This is a genomic window from Pollutimonas subterranea, assembly GCF_002849655.1.
GTDB lineage: Bacteria > Pseudomonadota > Gammaproteobacteria > Burkholderiales > Burkholderiaceae_B > Pollutimonas > Pollutimonas subterranea.
The window spans coordinates 1-17075 of sequence record NZ_PDNW01000007.1; the positions used below are offsets into that span (position 1 = coordinate 1).

Consider the following 17075-nt stretch of genomic DNA (forward strand, 5'->3'; position numbering starts at 1 on the left):
GGCCAGCTTGGAAGAGCCTCGCACCAACAAGCTGGCACCCATGACCAGCAAGAAAAGCCCGCCGAGAAATAGAAGGATGTTCATGACTGAGAACTGTAGCTAAGAATCAAGTGGCACAGCTTACCAGAGAGCCTCCATGCATGCCATAGCTCGCCATAAGTCCTCCTTATCGAGCGTCGGCTTCTGGCCGCGTGCCGCCGGCTACAGGCGATGACTATGATCGTCGGGCCACGTGCTCACGTGGCCGGATGGCCTGTTCAGTAACAGTGGTATCCGCAGAGCACGACGTTGCTCAGTAGGTACTTCGAGGTCCCCGGACACGCTGCGAGCACGTTGGATGAACCTCGCCATGGGTTCGGTCAGGCGCGCCAGGGGATGCAGGAGGTAAGCCATCACGACGGTCGGTGCGCCAGCCAGCGGCCGCGCGGCGATGCCGCGGTTCAGGTAGCCAGCAAGCCTCGCAGACGGCGCGACGACGAGGCCGTACCCGGCTGACACGAGCGTCATCGCGATGTCGAAGGAGCTGACCAGCTGCTCCCGATCCTGCAGCGCATCCCCGAGGACACGCTGCGCCACAGCGCGCCACGGCTCGCCGGCCGTTGACTGCGCACGGATCAACGGCTGCTTGAGCACTTCCTGGCACGGCACTTCACGGTAGGCCAGCAAGTGGGAGCGCTTGGCCACGGCGACCGCCAGCGTGTCATGCCACAGCGGTTCGCATACCCAGCCAGGCCACTGCCGGGCAACCGCAGACAAGGCGAAGTCGAAGCCGTCGCCCGGCAGCTCCGCGCCCCGACCGGGATCTGTCCATCCAGCCAGGACGGCATGGGTCTCCGGCTCTTCGGCGCGCTGCAGGGCTAGCACGTCGGCGAGCTGGGGAGGCACCCATTCGCCGAGGACGGCCATGCGAATTTCGGCGGTGATGTCGCTCGATTCCACGTCCAGCTCCCCCCAGGCGGTGAATGTCGTGGCAACTGATCTCGGAGCCATTGAATGAGTTAAGTTTAACGTGGTTTAAATCGTGACCTTGTTCGACGCTTTTGGCAATGCAAAAGCGTTCGATCCAAAGAGGCCGCCCCGTCGGCACTACTACCTACGAAGCGGAACCAGCCATCGCGTTTGGGGCCGCCGTGCGGGAAGAAAGAACCAACCAGGGTATCGCTCAGGAAACGCTGGCCCACTTGGCTGGCATCGAACGGTCGCACATGGGCAAGATCGCCCGCGCGCTGAAATGCAGTTCTGCTCACTTGATGACTCTGACCGAAGCCAAGCTGGCGGAGTCGGCCCCATCCGCAGATTGAAGCCGGCCTTACCCCTGATCGTCGTTGTCCTTGCCGCCAAAGGCTGAATCTTCGCGCTTTGCGGCCTCGTTGAGGAGCCGCAGGTATGGGTTGTCTGGCGGCGTCTCCTGGAACAGCGCATCCGGGCTGGCGAGCAGATAGCCGTGCAGCCGGCGCGACTTGCGCGGCCCCGTGACTTCGCAGGTCCAGATGTTCAGCCCGCTGGGCTGCTTGCGGTGCTGCCCCAGCTTCTCGAACCGCTTCTGCACCCACTGCCACCCCTCCAGCTTCTCCTGCTTGGCCAGCGCGGCGACTTGAAGGTACTCCTGTGCATAGCGCTGAAACACGCCGGGGCTGACGAGGTAGGCCGTGCCGGCGACGGTATGCACCAGAGCCTTGGCGTCGTTGATGATCAGCTTGCGCGTCTGGATGCTCTGACGCAGCCAGGCCATGAAGTGCGCCCCGGAGGGCTCCGCGCGATCCTGGGAAGGCACGAGGTTCATCTGCGGCGGTGGCACGGTCAAAGGGGCCGGCTCGGGCTCGGCAACAGGGCAACTCGGGATCTCCGGTGCTGTAGGTGCAGTGGTGTCGCCCAGCAGGTCGAGCAGCGCGGCCACGCCCGGGTCTGTGGCTGCGGATGCGATCGGCGCCGTGCTCGCGGGTGCAGCATCGATGCCTTCCGCGCGCGGCACATCGGCCACCGCCGGCGCCTGCGGCTCCGCTTGTTCCTCTTCGACCTGCACACGGCCTGCGAACGGCGCCGGCCGATCGGCGGCATCCCAGATCATCGCCGGCGAGAGTTTCAGGAAGGTGAAGGCGTGCGACCAGCCGGCGTCGCTGGTGACGGTAGCCTTCCAGATCGCCTTGCCATCCGGCGTCGGTTGCACGATGCCGTGATCCTGCAGCACGTTGAACACGGCCGTATTGCTCGCCGGGATGCCGTCGATGCCCTGCGACAGCAGATGTGCGCGCAGCTTGTCGGAGACGGTCTTGCTCACCAGCCACAAAGCCTCTTGGGTCAGCCAACCGTCCGCCGGGCCGCCCTGGTTCAACTTGAACTCTTCCTTGAGCAGGTAGCGCAAGCCGTCGAGCAATTTGCGTTGCAGCGCATGCTTGGGTGCCGCCAGCGCCTTGCTGGGATCGCCGCCGAGTTCCTGGGCGACCGATGCCTGGTCGGCCTGCACGACCAGCTCGCCGAGCGTGCCGGCGTGCTCGTACTGGCCGGCCAGCACGTACAGCAGCGCGGCCCAGAGGTCGGGATAGCCGCTGAGCCAGTCGAAGATGTCCCGATCGAGAAGGCGCGCGTAGAGCAGCCCGGTGGCGGCGCTGTGCAGGCGGTACTCACGCTCCTTTCGGTAACGAAAGCGGTAGGGCTTTCGCACCGGGCCGTGCCAGGGATGCCAGGCGCTGCCGTCGGCATGCTCGACGTGCAGATCGACCGCTATCTTGCCGATGTCGTGCAGCAGGGCCGCGTAGGCCGTGCCTGCGGTCCAGGCTTCGGCCTGCGCCGCCTGTGCCTCTGGCGTGACGCCCGCAGGCAGCAGGTAAGACTGCCGCAATTTCAGCGCGTAGGCGACGATCTCCAGGCCGTGGTCCAGCATGCCGCCCGGATAGGCGTGGTGGTGGCTTTCGGACGCAGGGAACTGCTGGACCAGTTCGGCGTAGCGTTCCAGCGGCGCCAGGTACAGCGTGGCGAATTGCCCGCGCGACAGCGAGGTGCGCTGCCAGATGTGTTCCAGCAGCTTCTGCCGGCGCGGTGTTGCCAGCAGCGATGCGGCCGACTCGGGCCGCGTCAGCCCTTTGGGTGTCTCGGTGGAGGGAGTGGATGGTGCGCCGGAGGCCGGCAGCATCCGTTTGCGAAACAGCGAGAGCATGGCGAACCTCGGATGAGAGGCTGCTCAGGGGTGCCTTTCGGCCTTTTCGGGTAGGGCCTTTCCCCTTGGCCCCATTCCCTTGCCCCTTCCCAGCCCTTGCGGCCTTTTTGGAAGCCTTTGGGTATAGGGGCAGCGCGTGTCGCGTGCCGCAATCAATGCGGCATGGGGCAACCCCGGCAAGCCGGGAATACTTCTGCCGCCGCGTCAGATCTGGCCCAGGCCGGCATCGAGCGCAGCGGCTTGCGCGGCGAAGTCCTTGGGGCGCTTTTTGCGAAAGGTCTCCAGGTTGTTGAGCTTCCAGCGCAGTGCCGGCAGTTGCGCGGCGTGCTGGCATTGCACCAGCGACCAGTCCGGTTCTGCGCGTACCAGGCCGCTCAGGAACCGCCTGTGCGCCTTCGTCAGCCGTTGCTGCAACTCGCTTCGCAACTGCGCGCGAGCGTCCAGCAGCGTGTCCAAGGGGCAGTCCACTTCGGCCATACCGACAAAGGCCCGTTCGTACTCGCCGGCGATGTCCTTGTCGTTGCCGAACAGCACTTCGTGGGGCGGCCGGTTGTGCCCGGCCAGGTAGACCACGAAGCACTCGACCATGCCATCGCTGATGCCGCCCGATTCGTAGAGCTGCCACACGTCGAACAGATCGCGCGGATGCTGTCGATCCAGCGCAGCCACCAGCTTGCTGGCGTACAGCTCGTCCGGCGCCAGGATCGGCAGCTCGAACTCGACGCCGAACAGATCGCGGGTCTTGGCGCTCAGTGGTCGCCGCTCGACGGGCAGCACACTGCCACGGAACACGACATTGACCTCGATCTTCACCTGGCCGACGTCGTTCTCGACGATCAGCTTGGTGTCCCCCAGGTCCTTGGCGCGAACCAGGCGTGTCTGCACACCCAGTGGTGCAACGCGCGCGGCGATGGCGGCCAGTTCCTGGTTGATGGCTTGCAGCGCTTCGTCGCGCGGCGTCTGCCACGGGAGGTACACCACGTCGATGTCCACCGACAGGCGTGGCATGTCCTGCACGAAGAGATTGATGGCCGTGCCGCCCTTCATAGCGAAGATGCCATTCGCGAAAACATCGGGCGCGACAGCCAGCAGCAGGCGAACGGTGTCCGCGTAGGTCTTATCCATGGGACTTCAGACTCAACAGGCTGCCGTCGTCGAGTCGGCTCATCCAGCGCGTGGCGCTGCCGGTGCGAACCGGGTACTGTTCCAGCAAGGCATCGACGTCCACGAGGCTTGTTTCCCGCGCCCAGGTGAGGAACAGGCGCACGGCCTTGACGCTGGTACAGCAGGACAGCAGTTGTCCGAGCATGTCCTTGCGGGGCGAGCGCAGTCCGTCGAAGACGTTGCGCGCTTCTTCGAGGCTCTGCTTGACACCGGCTTCGTACAGCAGCTCCAGAACGGCACGCTCGGGGGCTGCCACCCGCAGATCCTCGGGCAGGCCAGGCGGCGTGGACAGGGTCTTGCTGGCCAGCGCCGTGTCCGGCCAGTCGAACAGGCGGGCATGGACGTAGCGGGCCGGGAAGCGCGAGGTGAACCAGACCGGCAGCGCGTAGCGGTTGTCGCCCCACAGCACCAGCGTGTCGCGGCTGCTCAGGTTGTGCCGCACGCCCTGCAGGGCCAGGGCGCTCTTGCCGCCGACATGCAGGCCGGGCACGCGCTGCCGCAGGAACTTCAGCGCACCGTAGACCCCAAAGTCATCGTTCGGGAATGCATAGACACCCTGGGCCAGGCGCACGAGCCAGCCCCCGTCGGCGTAGTGGGCAGCGAGCTGGGGCGACACCCCGAACTGGCTCAGGGTGGCCAGATCGAACGGTGCTCCGCGGGGAAGCTCCGCCTGCAGACGCTTGATTACTTGGTGCTTGGAATTTCCATCCATGTTATAAAAATAACACGAAATCCAATCACGCCCTAGCGCTGCCACAGACATTTGCACAGAAAGTAGCATCATGTTTTACTTTTGGAGCATAATCTAATCATGATCGGCAGCCCAGGCCAATCCGACTCGCCGATCGCAACCTCGCCTTCTGGATCGCGGTCTATGCTGGAGGGCGAACGACAACGCCTCCCCCCATGAGGTGAGGCACCACTGAAACCGAGGCACATGAGCATGACCACCAACACGCACAACGGGCGCTGGAGCCACCGGCTGGGCCGGGGGGCTGGCCGCGCCTGGCGTGGCTACCTGCGTCGTGAGCAACGTGCCGCCGGCTGGCTGGTGGCGCGTGGAGTGCCTGCAGATGCGGCCAAGGCGGTGCTCTGGATCGTCAAGCTCGCCGTGTTCGGTGTCCTGCTCTACGCTGCATCCTGGCTGGCCTTGCTGCTGGTCTTTGCGGTGGCCGCCGCATGGCTTGCGCGGAACGCCGATGCGGATGATGAGAACCAGCCAGAGTGGCGTGAAGGACACTCCGGCCATGGTCTGTACGACAAGAACGAGTGGCGCCACGACATGGGCGACTCTGACGAGTCGTAGCTGCCCCATCGGTACGAAAGGATGCGTTTTACTTCGCGCCGCCTTTCGATGCAGCTGTCATCGCAAGGCGAGAACCACTACCTCCAGCCGCCTTTGCGTCGCCGGTAGCGACGGTAAGCGCACCAAGGATATTGCCTGCCCGTACACCAGCCCAGGCCAGTGCCATCACCCAGAACGTCGGCAGCACGATGAACATCATCGCCATGACGAAGTTCAGCAGCATGTCCCCGAACGCATTGTTCAGACCGATCAAAGGATCGAAGTTGCTGTGCGGCCGGTTCGCGCCGAAGCCCCAGCCGTAGAGCGCGTCGAGGATCGTGCTGTCGATCCAGCGCGCGAGCTGGAACCAGAAGTCCACGAAGAACAGCGCGAACTTCACGCAGCTCACCGTCACCGTCGTCTTGAGGTCGTAGGTGCCCACCAAGAGCACCAACGGGATGCAGATGACGAGCGCCATCTTGAGCATCGTCAGCACCATCGGCAGCGCCTGACGCACCACGTCCATCGCCGGGAAGAAGCCCAGCGAGCCCACGGTCAGCCCCAGGTCGCTCGCGCCGCGCGTGACGATGTTCGGCAAGGTCTTGTCGATCTGCCCGCCGTAGTCGGTGTAGACGGCGCCCTGGTTCATCTTCTGCTGTCGCGGTGAGACCACGGCGCGGATCACCGAATCATTGACCTCGCTCTGCGACAGGAAGCCCGCCCAGCGGCCGATGCGGGTCAGCAGGTCCGGGTCGACCTGTGCCAGCAGCCGGCTGCGCAGTCCCTGGCTGCCATCGGCCCACCACTGCCGGCAGGACGGATAGCCGCCGCCACTGTCCACCTGAGCCAGCCCCGCATCGCGCGTGGCGTCATAGGGCCAGACGATGCGCGGCGTCTTGGAGCGGTAGGTGTCGTAGAAGCCCGGCGTGCTGAGGAAGTAGCTCGACCCGATCCATGTCACGTCGTTCATCTGCTCCTCGGTGAGCGTCGGCCGATTCATGAACAGCTTGGCGCGCGAAGGCCCGTAGCAGTCGTGTGTGAAGTCTGCGACCTCCTGGGCCAGCACCGGGTCGTCGGTGCGCGTGGCATCCACATCCATCCGTATTTGCCGCAGGTCCGTGCCGCAGGGAATCGCTGCAACCGCCGCGCCCGTCACGGCTTTCGACAGCGCGTGCATGGCGAACCACCACACCGGCACGAGCGCGCTCTGGTTGTTGAGCGTGGTGTAGGCGTTGGACCAGCCCGTGTCCTGGGGCTGCGGGACATTGACCTGGCATTGTGCGGAGCGGGTCGTGTCGAAGCGGATGATACTGAGGTCGACCGGAACGAACGGGATGCCGGCGAACAGGATCACCACGATGGCCACCCACACACGGTTCTCGATGCGCAGCGAGGACAGCACGCCCTTGTTGCCTTCGTCCGCGCCCTCGCTGCGCGCCCGGAGCCATTCGTGGATGACGATGACAACGAACGGCAGCGCGAACACGCCGCTGGCCACCAGCAGGTTCCAGATGCCGTTGTTGACGATCCAGCCCACCAGCGTGAGGTAGTACTCCAGATAGTCCGTCGTGTAGAGCGTCATGCCCGTCTCCCGGTCTCAGCCGTGCCGCAGCAACTGACTGCCTTCCAGCAGCACGAGGGCTGTCACGGCCGCGATCTCCGTGCGCCGCAGGCGCTGATGCGCCTCGGCCGACGGTTCACGTTGCCGCAGGCGCCCGCGCATCCACCACCAGCCGTAGGCTGTTGCTGCGTAGAGCAGAAGCCGCCACAGGAAGAAGTGGCCCGCATGCGCCCTCAACCAGTTCTCCCAGCCATCGACGCCGCCGACCACGTGGATGCCCGCGATGTTCACCGCCACCGCGGCGGCGACCACCAGCAAGGTCCACAGCAGCGCCACGCCAACGCGGCGGTTGAACAGCCACGGCAGCCGCAGCCAGGCCAGCCGGCTCATGGCGTACCGCTCCGCGGCTTCTCGATCTCCCGCAGCCGGTCGCGTGTGGTGTCGCCCTCGAAGACACCGCGCGAGCCGGCGGCGCGGGTGCTGTGGCGCTGGATGATCGCCATCGCCGAGTTGCCGGCCAACGTGCGCCGCAGCTCCAGCTCGGTCTTGAGGTTGTTGATCTCTTGCTCCAGCGCGGCGTTCTCCTGATCGACCGCCTGCACGGCCAGCTCGTTGGCTGCGACGTTGGGCTCCTTCTTGCCCGTCAGCAGCGTGCGCTGCAGCAGCAAGGCTTTTTCCAGCACGCTCGACAGTGCGGCCTCGGATGCGAGACGCCGGCCCAGCACGTCCTGATCGGGCTCGTCGCGTAGCGCTTCGATCACGCCACGGGTGATCGGCAGCGAGCTGCTGCCGGCGGCTTCGAGATGGGCCGGCGTCGTCGGCCGCGCCCCTGTCACCAGCTCTTGCAGCGACTGCAGCTTGGTTTCGTACTCTTCCTGGATCATCGGCGTGAGCCCGACGCCTGGGGTGGTCTGCGTCTTGGTGCAGCTCTCGCAGGTGCGCTGCTCACGCTCGCCCAGCACGCGGATCGCCCAGGCCGAGGCCGCCTGCGGCGATGGCCAAGTCTGGCAGGTCAGGCGGTTGCCGCAGGCGCTGGACGCAATCGGCGACGCATCGCCGACGCTGCGGCCGTTGAGCAGGTTGTAGCCCGCACGCGTCACGTCGCCCACCACCTTGATCGAGCTTTGGCCGTTGCCGCCGGCATTGCTGCCGCCAACCCAGGGCACGCCGTTGTTGCCCCGGTTGGTCTCGGCCTGCTCGATGGCGGACACGGCATCGGTGCTGGCGACCGCATCGCGCAGCGCCAGGCCCTCGGCGAGCTGGTTCCAGCCGGCTTGACCGCCAGCCATGTCGGCCATCCGCTCGGCGATCGCACGGCAGGTCATCTTGGAGCGGTCGAAGTCCAGCCGCGCCTGCAAGATGCCGTTGGTGAGCAGGTTGTAGAGCCCGGGATCTGCGCGCTGGATGATCAGCGCCGGCAGCGACGCCACCGCGGCAGTAGCGTTCTGGATCACGTTCGACATGATCGTCTGGAAGCCATTGGTGAGGCCGTTCAACTGGTTCTGCAGCGTCGTGGTGATGCTCATGTCGCCGCAGATGAGGTTGCTGTTCCAGCCGATGCCGACACCGATGCTCTGCATGTTCCCCGCACCGCCCATGGACACGGCGCGGCCACCGCCGATGCTGTAGAGCACGTCGTCGCCGATCACGCTGCCGCTGACATTCACGCCATTGGGGTCGATGCGGGTCTGCGCCCAGGCGGCGCCGACGGCCAGCGTGATGGCCGCCACGAGCAGCGTGGCCCGCAGGTGCGACTTCGCGCGGCGCAGGAAGTCAGGGAGGGAGGCGTTCATCGTGGGTTCCTCACATGAAATCGACGCTGCCGAGGAAGACCTGGCCACGGCGCCGGCAGCAGGAGTACGGCCGCCACAAGGCCCAGGCGTAGTCGCCTTGCTGGGCCTGCACGCGGGTGCGGCTGTGCGGGAAGACCACGCAACTGTTCGAGAGCGTGGGCGTCAGCTCCTGCCACTTGCCCGTCGAGGCGTCGGTCTCCATCAGCGCGCCGGCCGGCCAGTAGCCGTCGCGGGCGTTGGCCAGCAGCGGCTGGTACACGTGGATCTGGCCGCGGCGCGTCACGATGTCACCCGCACGCTGCGCGACCACGGCACCGCTCTTGTAGTCGTCGGTCTGGTGCAGGAAACCGCCACGCGGATAGACGTTGCCCCACAGGTTCAGGCCGGCGCGCGTGCCGATCTCGCGCCGTCCGGGAATCAGAGCTTCGGGGTAGAACGCTTCGGGGATGTTGTAGCGCCAGGCGATGGTATCGAGCGTGCTCAGCAGGTAGGGCATGAAGGCCGTGCCCGCACCCTCGCAGGAGTAGCCGGAGGTGGCGGCGAACTGGCTGAACACCAGGCCGGCGGGGTGGCCGATCACGTCAGCGTTCTTGAACTTCGCCAGGTTGTTCTCGTTGTCGTGGTTGGTGGTGCCGTCGCCGCCGGCCTTGGCGGTCGGATTCGGCATGCTCATCGCCCGCACTTCCAGCCAGGGGTTCTCACCCGTGTTGCTGTAGCTCGACACGACGGCATCGGGCACGTAGTGGCGTACCTTCACCGAGGTGCGCACCGAGCAGCCGAACGGCGTGCAGTACAGCCAGTAGCAGATGCCGACGACACGGTACTCCAGGCAGTCGGGCGACAACGCCGAAGAGACGATGGTGGCGGTGTTCAGGGCGAACGCCGAGGTGGCCGCGCCCAGCATCAGCGAGGCGACGATGGCGCGCAGGCGCCGGGAAGTCATCAGGCGGCTCATGGGCGTGCGCTCCGGTAGGCGTCGATGCGCGCGACGGCGCGGGCCACGTCGGGCTCGCCGTAGACCACGTAGCGCCGATCGACCACCACAGCAGGGATCTTGACGATGCCCAGTCCCCAGGCATCGGCGACGCCCTGGTAGGCCTGGCCGATTCGGCGCTGCAGGTCGGCGCCGCCATCGAGCAGCCGCTGCCGTACCAGGGCCTCCGCCTGGGCTGGGTCAGCGGGCAGGTGCGCCGTGAGTTCGGCCTCGATGTGCGCCGGCTGGTCCAGCTCGATGACACGCACGCCGGCCAGGGCCTGCACCGGATGACGGCTGTCGGTGACGACGAGCACGTCCGCCGCCACCGCAGCCTGGCTGAACATGAACAGAACTGCCCACAGTCCGGGGGCAATGCTGATGATCAGCAGCTGGGGCGAAGCCCTGAAGAAGGGGGCCGGCATATCGGGTGTCCTTGAAATCGATCAAGGTCGCAGTCGACTTCAAGTGCCGATGTGGCGCGACAAAGAAACCGCAGTCGGGCCCTGCCGGTTTCATGCCTATGCCGTTGTGAGCATTGCGTTTGCCTCCTGTAGGAGGCGGAGGTCAGGCGCGCGACGCTGAGGTGCCCGCGAACCCAAGAAACGCATGATGCAAGCGAATCGGCATCGACGGCTTGGAGCGCGCATGTAGGCTCTGCCAAGTCCCTTCACTGATGTCGCTCGGGGCGAGGCGATCTACCGAGCGCGAAACTCGTCTCAAGTAAGCGTTGACGCCATCCGCGGAGTCCGGAGGCGAGCCGGAGAGAACATAGCCCACCATGAAGCCGATTGCGTGGTTCTCCCCGTACGGAGGTGGATATTCTTGGTGGTCAGCAGCGGGAGCCGTGCCGACAGGTCGAAGCGCATCTGATGGCCGAACAGGCTCAACGTCCCGGTGCCGGTGCGGTCGCTTTTTTTAGCGCCCCATGCGCGAGGACGTGACGCAACAACCGCAGGAATTGCCGCTCCATCGAGTCGCCGCTTCCGCTCATCGCATTGCCCCACGTCCATCGATCTCCGACAGGACGCGCCGAACCGCGCCCGTCAATAGCGAAAGGTCCTGCGGCTCGATCACGTAGGCCGGCATCATGTAGACCAGGCGGCCGAAAGGACGCAGCCAGATCCCGGCCTCCACGAATCGCGGCGTCAGCGCGCGCAGGTCCACCGGCGCATGCATCTCGATGACGCCGATCGCGCCCAGCACCCGCACCTCCCGCACCGTCGCCAGCGCGGCACAGGGGGCCAGTTCCGCGCGCAATTGGCGCTCGATGTCCCGCACCCGCGCCTGCCAGTCCTGATCCAGCAGCAGGTCGACACTCGCCACGGCCACGGCGCAGGCGAGCGGATTGGCCATGAAGGTCGGCCCGTGCATGAAACAGCCGGCGCCGCCGCGGGAGATGGTCTCCGCGACCTCGGCGGTGGTGAGCGTGGCGGCGAGCGTCAGGTAGCCGCCGGTGAGCGCCTTGCCCAGGCACAGGATGTCCGGGGCGATGCCGGCGTGCTCGCAGGCGAACAGCCTCCCGCTGCGCCCGAAGCCGGTGGCGATCTCGTCGGCGATCAGCAGCACGCCGTGCGCGTCGCACAGGGCGCGCACCTGGCGCAGGTACTCGGGGTGGTAGAACCACATGCCGCCCGCGCCCTGCACGACGGGCTCCAGAATCACCGCCGCGAGTTCGTCGCGGTGCGTCTCGATCAGGCGCGCGAACCCGGCGATGTCGGACGGATTCCAGGCGTCGTCGAACCGGCAGCCGGGGCGCGGCGCGAAGAGCTGCTCGGGCAGTGTCCCTCTGAAGAGGTGGTGCATGCCGGTTACCGGGTCGCACACCGACATGGCGGCGAAGGTGTCACCGTGATAGCCACCACGCAGAGCGAGCAACCGGCGCTTGTCCGGGCGGCCCCGGGCCTGCCAGTACTGGATCGCCATCTTGATGGCCACCTCCACCGCCACCGAACCCGAGTCGCACAAAAATACCTTTTCGAGCGGAGCGGGCGTCAGCGCCACCAGCCGCCGCGACAGTTCGATCGCCGGCGCGTGGGTCAAACCGCCGAACATCACGTGCGCCATGCCCCGTAGTTGATCCTCCACCGCGCGGTTGAGCCGGGGGTGGTTATAGCCGTGGATCGCCGCCCACCACGAGGCCATGCCGTCGACCAGTTCGCGCCCGTCGGCGAGCTTCAAGCGCACCCCCTCGGCACCGATCACCGGCCACGCCGGCAGCGGATCGGTCATCGAGCCATAGGGATGCCAGAGATGGGCGCGGTCGAAGGCCAGCGCGTCCGCCCAGTCCGGCCCAACCTTGACTTCGCTGTCAATTCCCATCGGCAGCCTGTGCCAGGGCGGCTCCCATCGCTCGAGTCAGATCTGTCATGGCTTCAATCGGTCACCGCCCCCTTGCTCGCCGACGATACCTGCTTGGCGTACTTCGCCAATACGCCCCGCGTGTAGCGGGGTGCAGGCGGTTGCCAAGCTTTGCTTCGGCGCGCGATTTCGTCCTCGGGCACGTTGAGTTGCAGCAAGCGTTGTTCCGCGTCCAGGGTAATCGAGTCGCCCTCCTCGACCAGCGCGATCGTGCCGCCCACAAAGGCCTCGGGTGCAACGTGACCGACCACCATGCCGTAGGTGCCGCCGGAGAAACGGCCGTCGGTGATCAAACCCACGCTGTCACCCATGCCCGCGCCGACCAGGGCGGAGGTGGGCGAGAGCATCTCGCGCATGCCGGGGCCGCCCCTCGGGCCTTCGTAACGGATCACCACCACGTCGCCCGCCTTGATTTTCTGCGCCAGGATCGCTTCCATGCACGCCTCTTCCGAGTCGAACACACGTGCGGGGCCTGTGATCCTCGGAACCTTCACCCCGCTGGTCTTGGCCACCGCCCCCTCGATGGCAAGATTGCCTTTGAGGATGGCGAGATGGCCGTGCGGATACATGGGCCGGCCCCAGGGCCGGATGACATCCTGATCATGGCGCGGCTCTTCGGGCACGCTCTCGAGCGCCTCGGCCAGAGTCTGGCCGGTCACGGTCAGCGCGTCTCCGTGCAACAGGCCGTGGGCGAGCAGCATCTTCATCACTTGCGGGATGCCGCCCGCTTGGTGTAGATCGGTGGCGACGTAGCGTCCGGACGGTTTCAGATCGCACAGCACCGGCACGCGCCTGCTGAATGCATCGAAATCATCGAGTGTCAGCTTCACTCCCGCGGCGTGCGCGATGGCGGGCAGGTGCAGCACGGCGTTGGTGGAGCCGCCCAGCGCCATCAACACGGCGATGGCGTTCTCGAACGCCCGGCGGGTGAGGAGGTCGCGCGGCAGGATTTGTTTACGGATCGCCTGCACCAGCACCTCGGCCGATTTCGCCGCGCTGTCGGCCTTTTCCGCGTCCTCCGCGGCCATGGTCGAGGAATACGGCAGGCTCATGCCCATGGCCTCGAAGAGCGAGGCCATGGTGTTGGCGGTATACATGCCGCCGCAGGAGCCCGCGCCCGGGCAGGCGCGGCGCTCGATCTCCAGTAACTCGTTTTGGTCAATTTTATGCGCGGTGTACTCACCGACCGCTTCGAAGGCGCTCACAATGGTGAGATTGCAGCCCTTATAGTGGCCCGGCTTGATGGTGCCGCCATAAACAAAGATCGCCGGGATGTTGAGGCGCGCGATGGCGATCATCGCCCCCGGCATATTCTTGTCGCAGCCGCCGAGGGCGAGCACCCCGTCCATGCTCTGGCCGTTGCACACGGTTTCGATGGAATCCGCGATCACCTCGCGCGACACCAGTGAATATTTCATGCCCTCGGTGCCCATCGAAATGCCATCCGAGATGGTGATGGTGCCGAACATCTGCGGCATGGCACCGGCTTTTTTCAACGCGGCATCGGCGCGCGCGGCGAGCGCGCCGATGCCCATGTTGCACGGCGTGACGGTGCTGTGCGCGTTCGCCACGCCGACGATGGGTTTGTCGAAATCCCCATCGTCGAACCCCGTGGCGCGCAACAGGGCGCGGTTGGGCGAGCGCTGCACGCCTTGGGTGACGGTTTTGCTTCTGCGGTTGTCGGGCATGATTTATCTCCTGATATGAGCCGTGCCCAAAGCGCCGTGACCGGGGACATTGGGTGTGGAATCTTGCAAACGAATGCCTTACGAGTTCACTCTGCCAACCGCCACGCAATCGTTTCCCCGGCGCGCAGCGGCACGCCTGTTTCCTTTCCGAAACGCAGCTCCTCGGGCACGGTCCAGTCCTGGCGCTCCAGTGTGATGCGCCCCGTATTGCGCGGCAGCCCATAGAAATCGGGGCCGTGGAAACTGGCGAACGCCTCCAGCCGGTCGAGCGCGCCGGCCTGCTCGAAGGCCTCTGCATACAGTTCGATGGCGGCGTGCGCGGTGTAGATGCCGGCGCAACCGCAGGCCGACTCCTTGGCGCGGCGCAGGTGCGGGGCGCTGTCGGTGCCGAGGAAGAATTTCGGGTTGCCGCTGGTGGCGGCGGCAATCAGCACCTGGCGGTGCGGCTCGCGCTTCAATACCGGCAGGCAGTAGGCATGCGGGCGGATGCCGCCGGCGAACATCGCGTTGCGATTCAGCAATAAATGGTGCGCAGTGATGGTGGCGGCCACGTTGGGGCCGGCCCGCTCGACGAACGTGACCACCTCGCGCGTGGTGATGTGTTCCAGTACCACCTTGAGGCGCGGAAAACGCTCGATGATGCGCTGCAGATGTCGCTCGATGAACACCGCCTCGCGGTCGAACACGTCGATCTCGGGATCGGTCACCTCGCCATGCAGCAGCAGCGGCAGACCGGTCTCCTCCATGGCCGCGAACACCGCGTCGCAGCGCGCGAAATCGGTGACGCCAAATGAAGAGTTGGTTGTTGCGCCAACGAGAAAGGCTTCACCCACCGCGTGCACGAAACCGCTCGCCCTGGCCCGCAGGATCTCTTCGGGCGTGGTGTGGTCGGTGAGATAGAGCGTCATCAACGGCTCGAAGGCCATGCCCGCCGGCAGCGCTGCCAGGATGCGCGCGCGGTAGGCGCGGGCCTCGTCCACCGTGCGCACGGGTGGATCGAGATTGGGCATGACCATGGCGCGCGCAAACCGCCGCGCGGTGTCGGGCAGGACCGCGGCCAGTGCATCACCGTCGCGCAGGTGCAGGTGCCAGTCGTCGGGACGGGTGAGGGTCAGGCGTGCTGTGGCCATTGATGGGATCTCATGGATTGCAGTAATCGCAGCGCCCCGGATCGGCGTACTGCGGCTCGGGGCGCTCGCGCGTTTCGCGATGCGCGCACTTCAGGCAGCCGTACACCTCGGCGCGGGTCTCGCGGGTCGGGGCGCCGCAGTCGCCACAGAGCAGGCCCGCAATGCGCTCGACGAGCCAGAACCCCGGCGCGCCGCAGGCCGGACAGGGCGAGCCGAGCTTGGCGACCAGGTCCTCGGCCGCAAGCCGGATCATCTCCATGCGCGTGGGGTTGGCGTGGGCCCGCAGGTCGGTCTCCAGGAACACCTGGCCGCTCGCCGATTGCGCCTGCGCCCAGGCGAACGCGGCTTTAAGCTCCTCCCAGGCGGCGATCCCCTTGCGCAGGCGCGGGTCGTTCTCGCCCTCGGGGCGCACGACCAGATGGTGCGCGGGAAACGCCGCCTGCCGGGCGAAGGCCTCGGCCGCCGTCCAGTCGCCGGTCAGAAGATGCGCGTGGATCGCCTTGCCCTGCGCGACGCCGACGATCTCGAGCCCCTGCTCGTCGTCGATGAAGATGAGGAACTCCACGTTCCAGGGGAACATCCCCACCATCGGGTCCGGCCCGAACGAGCCCTCGCTGGCGAGCCCGAGCGAAAGTCCGGACATCTCCATGCCGAGGCGCGCCTTCTTGCGCGCCGCCTCGAGCTGCTTGCCGGCGCGCGGGATCTCGCGGGTGAAGGTGCCGAGGAGATCGGTGTCGTAGCCGCCGACCCGTTCCACCTGGCAGCCGAGCGCTGTGTCGAGCACCGAGGCAATCACGCGCTCCTTGCCGTGCTGGGTGAGCAGGGCGATGCGTGTTCCGGCGTAGACAACGCGGGTCATGGCGCCGCAGCGGTCGGCAGCGTCCGATGGCGCGCCAGCAGCACAATCAGCGTGATGACTGTGAGCGGCAGCACGAAGCCCAGCATGGTGGCGCTGTACGCCGGCAGTGCCATGTGCTGCGTGGCCGCAAGAATCAGGTACGACACATAGACGGCGTAATAGCCGAGGAACAGCGCCCCCTCCCAGCGCGCGATCCGGTGGCCGGTGGCGAAGATGGGCAGGCACGCGAGCGCCACCGCGATCATCACCGGCAGATCGAAGCGGACCAGCGCGGCGGCCACGTCGAGCCCGCCGGGCGTGACCAAGGCGGCGATGCCGGCGATTGCCAGGAGATTGAACAGGCTGCTGCCGATCACGTTGCCCACGGCGATGTCGCGCTCGCCGCGCAGCGCGGCCACCAGGGAAGTGGCCAGCTCGGGCAGGCTGGTGCCGACGGCGACGATGGTCAGGCCGATGACGATCTCGCTCACCCCGAAGGCGTGCGCGATCGCCACCGCGCTGTCGACCAGCCAGGTGGCGCCGAGCACGAGCAGCGCCAGGCCCGCGGCGATGAAGACGATCTGGACCGGCAACCGGTCGATCCATGCGCTCGCGCCGCCGTCGAACTCCCGCGCATATTCGGCCTGTATTTCCGGGCTTTCCTGGCGACTCTGGCGGATAGCGAAGACCGTATAAGCCACGATGCCGGCCGTGAGCAGCAGACCATCGAACAGGCCGATGCGGCCATCGAGCGCCATGACCCAAAACAGCACCGACACACCGATCACCAGCGGCACGTCGAAGCGGACGAGCTGCTGCTGAACCACCAGCGGCGCGATGAGCGCAGAAAGCCCGAGCACCACCAGCACGTTGAAGATGTTGCTGCCAACGATGTTGCCGACGGCGATGTCTGCCTGTCCCGAAAGACCGGACTGAACGCTGACCGCCAGCTCCGGCGAACTGGTGCCGAAGGCGACCACGGTGAGTCCGATCACCAGCGGCGAAATCCCGAAACGGGCCGCGAGGCGCGCGGCGCCGCGCACCAGCAACTCGGCGCCAGCCACCAGCAGCACCAGGCCCAGCACCAGAAAAACAACAACCGTAAGCGTCATGAAATCAAAGCCTCAA

The 17075-nt window shown here is 66.3% G+C and carries 15 protein-coding genes and 2 pseudogenes; 2 read left to right on the forward strand and 15 right to left on the reverse strand.

From position 1 onward, the window contains the following. Positions 1–315 precede the first annotated feature (315 nt). Positions 316–939, reverse strand: a pseudogene (locus CR159_RS09680) (substrate-binding domain-containing protein); the annotation flags it as partial. Positions 940–1046: 107 nt separating this feature from the next. Here CR159_RS09680 and CR159_RS09685 point away from each other — a divergent pair. After that, positions 1047–1301 carry a helix-turn-helix domain-containing protein gene (locus CR159_RS09685; protein ID WP_102073820.1) on the forward strand — a complete coding sequence of 85 codons (255 nt, stop codon included), beginning with the start codon at positions 1047–1049 and terminating at the stop codon, positions 1299–1301. Between the two features lie 8 nt (positions 1302–1309). Here the strand turns inward: CR159_RS09685 and mobH are convergent, their stop codons facing one another. From mobH to CR159_RS09700, 3 genes are all read right to left on the reverse strand, one after another. Beyond that, on the reverse strand, positions 1310–3154 hold the full coding sequence (gene mobH, locus CR159_RS09690) for a MobH family relaxase (RefSeq protein WP_033470454.1): 1845 nt from the start codon (positions 3152–3154) through the stop codon (positions 1310–1312). Between the two features lie 204 nt (positions 3155–3358). Then, positions 3359–4279 (reverse strand): nucleotidyl transferase AbiEii/AbiGii toxin family protein, encoded by a 921-nt coding sequence (locus tag CR159_RS09695; protein ID WP_033470456.1) that lies wholly within the window; start codon positions 4277–4279, stop codon positions 3359–3361. Continuing rightward, entirely contained in the window at positions 4272–5030 is a 759-nt protein-coding gene (locus CR159_RS09700) for a type IV toxin-antitoxin system AbiEi family antitoxin domain-containing protein (protein ID WP_033470458.1), read from the reverse strand. The genes CR159_RS09695 and CR159_RS09700 overlap by 8 nt, the downstream gene beginning before the upstream one ends. A gap of 231 nt (positions 5031–5261) precedes the next feature. Here CR159_RS09700 and CR159_RS09705 point away from each other — a divergent pair, with 231 nt between their 5' ends. Further along, positions 5262–5624, forward strand: coding sequence for a DUF3742 family protein (locus CR159_RS09705; protein WP_439650516.1), 363 nt, complete (start codon positions 5262–5264; stop codon positions 5622–5624). A 28-nt stretch (positions 5625–5652) separates the two neighbouring features. Here the strand turns inward: CR159_RS09705 and CR159_RS09710 are convergent, their stop codons facing one another. The 11 genes and pseudogenes from CR159_RS09710 to CR159_RS09765 form a co-directional block, all read right to left on the reverse strand. Further along, positions 5653–7185 carry a conjugal transfer protein TraG N-terminal domain-containing protein gene (locus CR159_RS09710; RefSeq protein WP_033470462.1) on the reverse strand — a complete coding sequence of 511 codons (1533 nt, stop codon included), beginning with the start codon at positions 7183–7185 and terminating at the stop codon, positions 5653–5655. 15 nt (positions 7186–7200) lie between these two features. Further along, entirely contained in the window at positions 7201–7554 is a 354-nt protein-coding gene (locus tag CR159_RS09715; protein WP_033470464.1) for a hypothetical protein, read from the reverse strand. Continuing rightward, positions 7551–8957, reverse strand: a complete 1407-nt coding sequence (locus CR159_RS09720; RefSeq protein ID WP_033470466.1) for an integrating conjugative element protein — start codon at positions 8955–8957, stop codon at positions 7551–7553. The genes CR159_RS09715 and CR159_RS09720 overlap by 4 nt, the downstream gene beginning before the upstream one ends. A 10-nt stretch (positions 8958–8967) precedes the next feature. Next, positions 8968–9912 carry a TIGR03756 family integrating conjugative element protein gene (locus CR159_RS09725; protein ID WP_033470467.1) on the reverse strand — a complete coding sequence of 315 codons (945 nt, stop codon included), beginning with the start codon at positions 9910–9912 and terminating at the stop codon, positions 8968–8970. Beyond that, positions 9909–10355 (reverse strand): TIGR03757 family integrating conjugative element protein, encoded by a 447-nt coding sequence (locus CR159_RS09730; RefSeq protein WP_033470469.1) that lies wholly within the window; start codon positions 10353–10355, stop codon positions 9909–9911. The genes CR159_RS09725 and CR159_RS09730 overlap by 4 nt, the downstream gene beginning before the upstream one ends. A gap of 381 nt (positions 10356–10736) precedes the next feature. Further along, positions 10737–10903 (reverse strand): annotated as a pseudogene (locus tag CR159_RS21825) (thymidylate synthase); the annotation flags it as partial. Between the two features lie 17 nt (positions 10904–10920). Next, positions 10921–12252, reverse strand: coding sequence for an adenosylmethionine--8-amino-7-oxononanoate transaminase (bioA, locus tag CR159_RS09745; protein ID WP_086077261.1), 1332 nt, complete (start codon positions 12250–12252; stop codon positions 10921–10923). Between the two features lie 53 nt (positions 12253–12305). Beyond that, positions 12306–13979 (reverse strand): dihydroxy-acid dehydratase, encoded by a 1674-nt coding sequence (ilvD, locus tag CR159_RS09750; RefSeq protein ID WP_086077262.1) that lies wholly within the window; start codon positions 13977–13979, stop codon positions 12306–12308. An 86-nt stretch (positions 13980–14065) separates the two neighbouring features. Beyond that, positions 14066–15109 (reverse strand): dihydroorotase, encoded by a 1044-nt coding sequence (pyrC, locus tag CR159_RS09755; protein WP_033470473.1) that lies wholly within the window; start codon positions 15107–15109, stop codon positions 14066–14068. Positions 15110–15119: 10 nt separating this feature from the next. After that, complete coding sequence (locus CR159_RS09760) at positions 15120–15968, reverse strand: DUF6671 family protein (RefSeq protein ID WP_042928636.1); 849 nt, start codon at positions 15966–15968, stop codon at positions 15120–15122. Next, positions 15965–17059 (reverse strand): calcium/sodium antiporter, encoded by a 1095-nt coding sequence (locus tag CR159_RS09765; RefSeq protein ID WP_042928637.1) that lies wholly within the window; start codon positions 17057–17059, stop codon positions 15965–15967. Before CR159_RS09765 ends, CR159_RS09760 begins: the two co-directional genes overlap by 4 nt. Between the last annotated feature and the right edge of the window lie 16 nt (positions 17060–17075).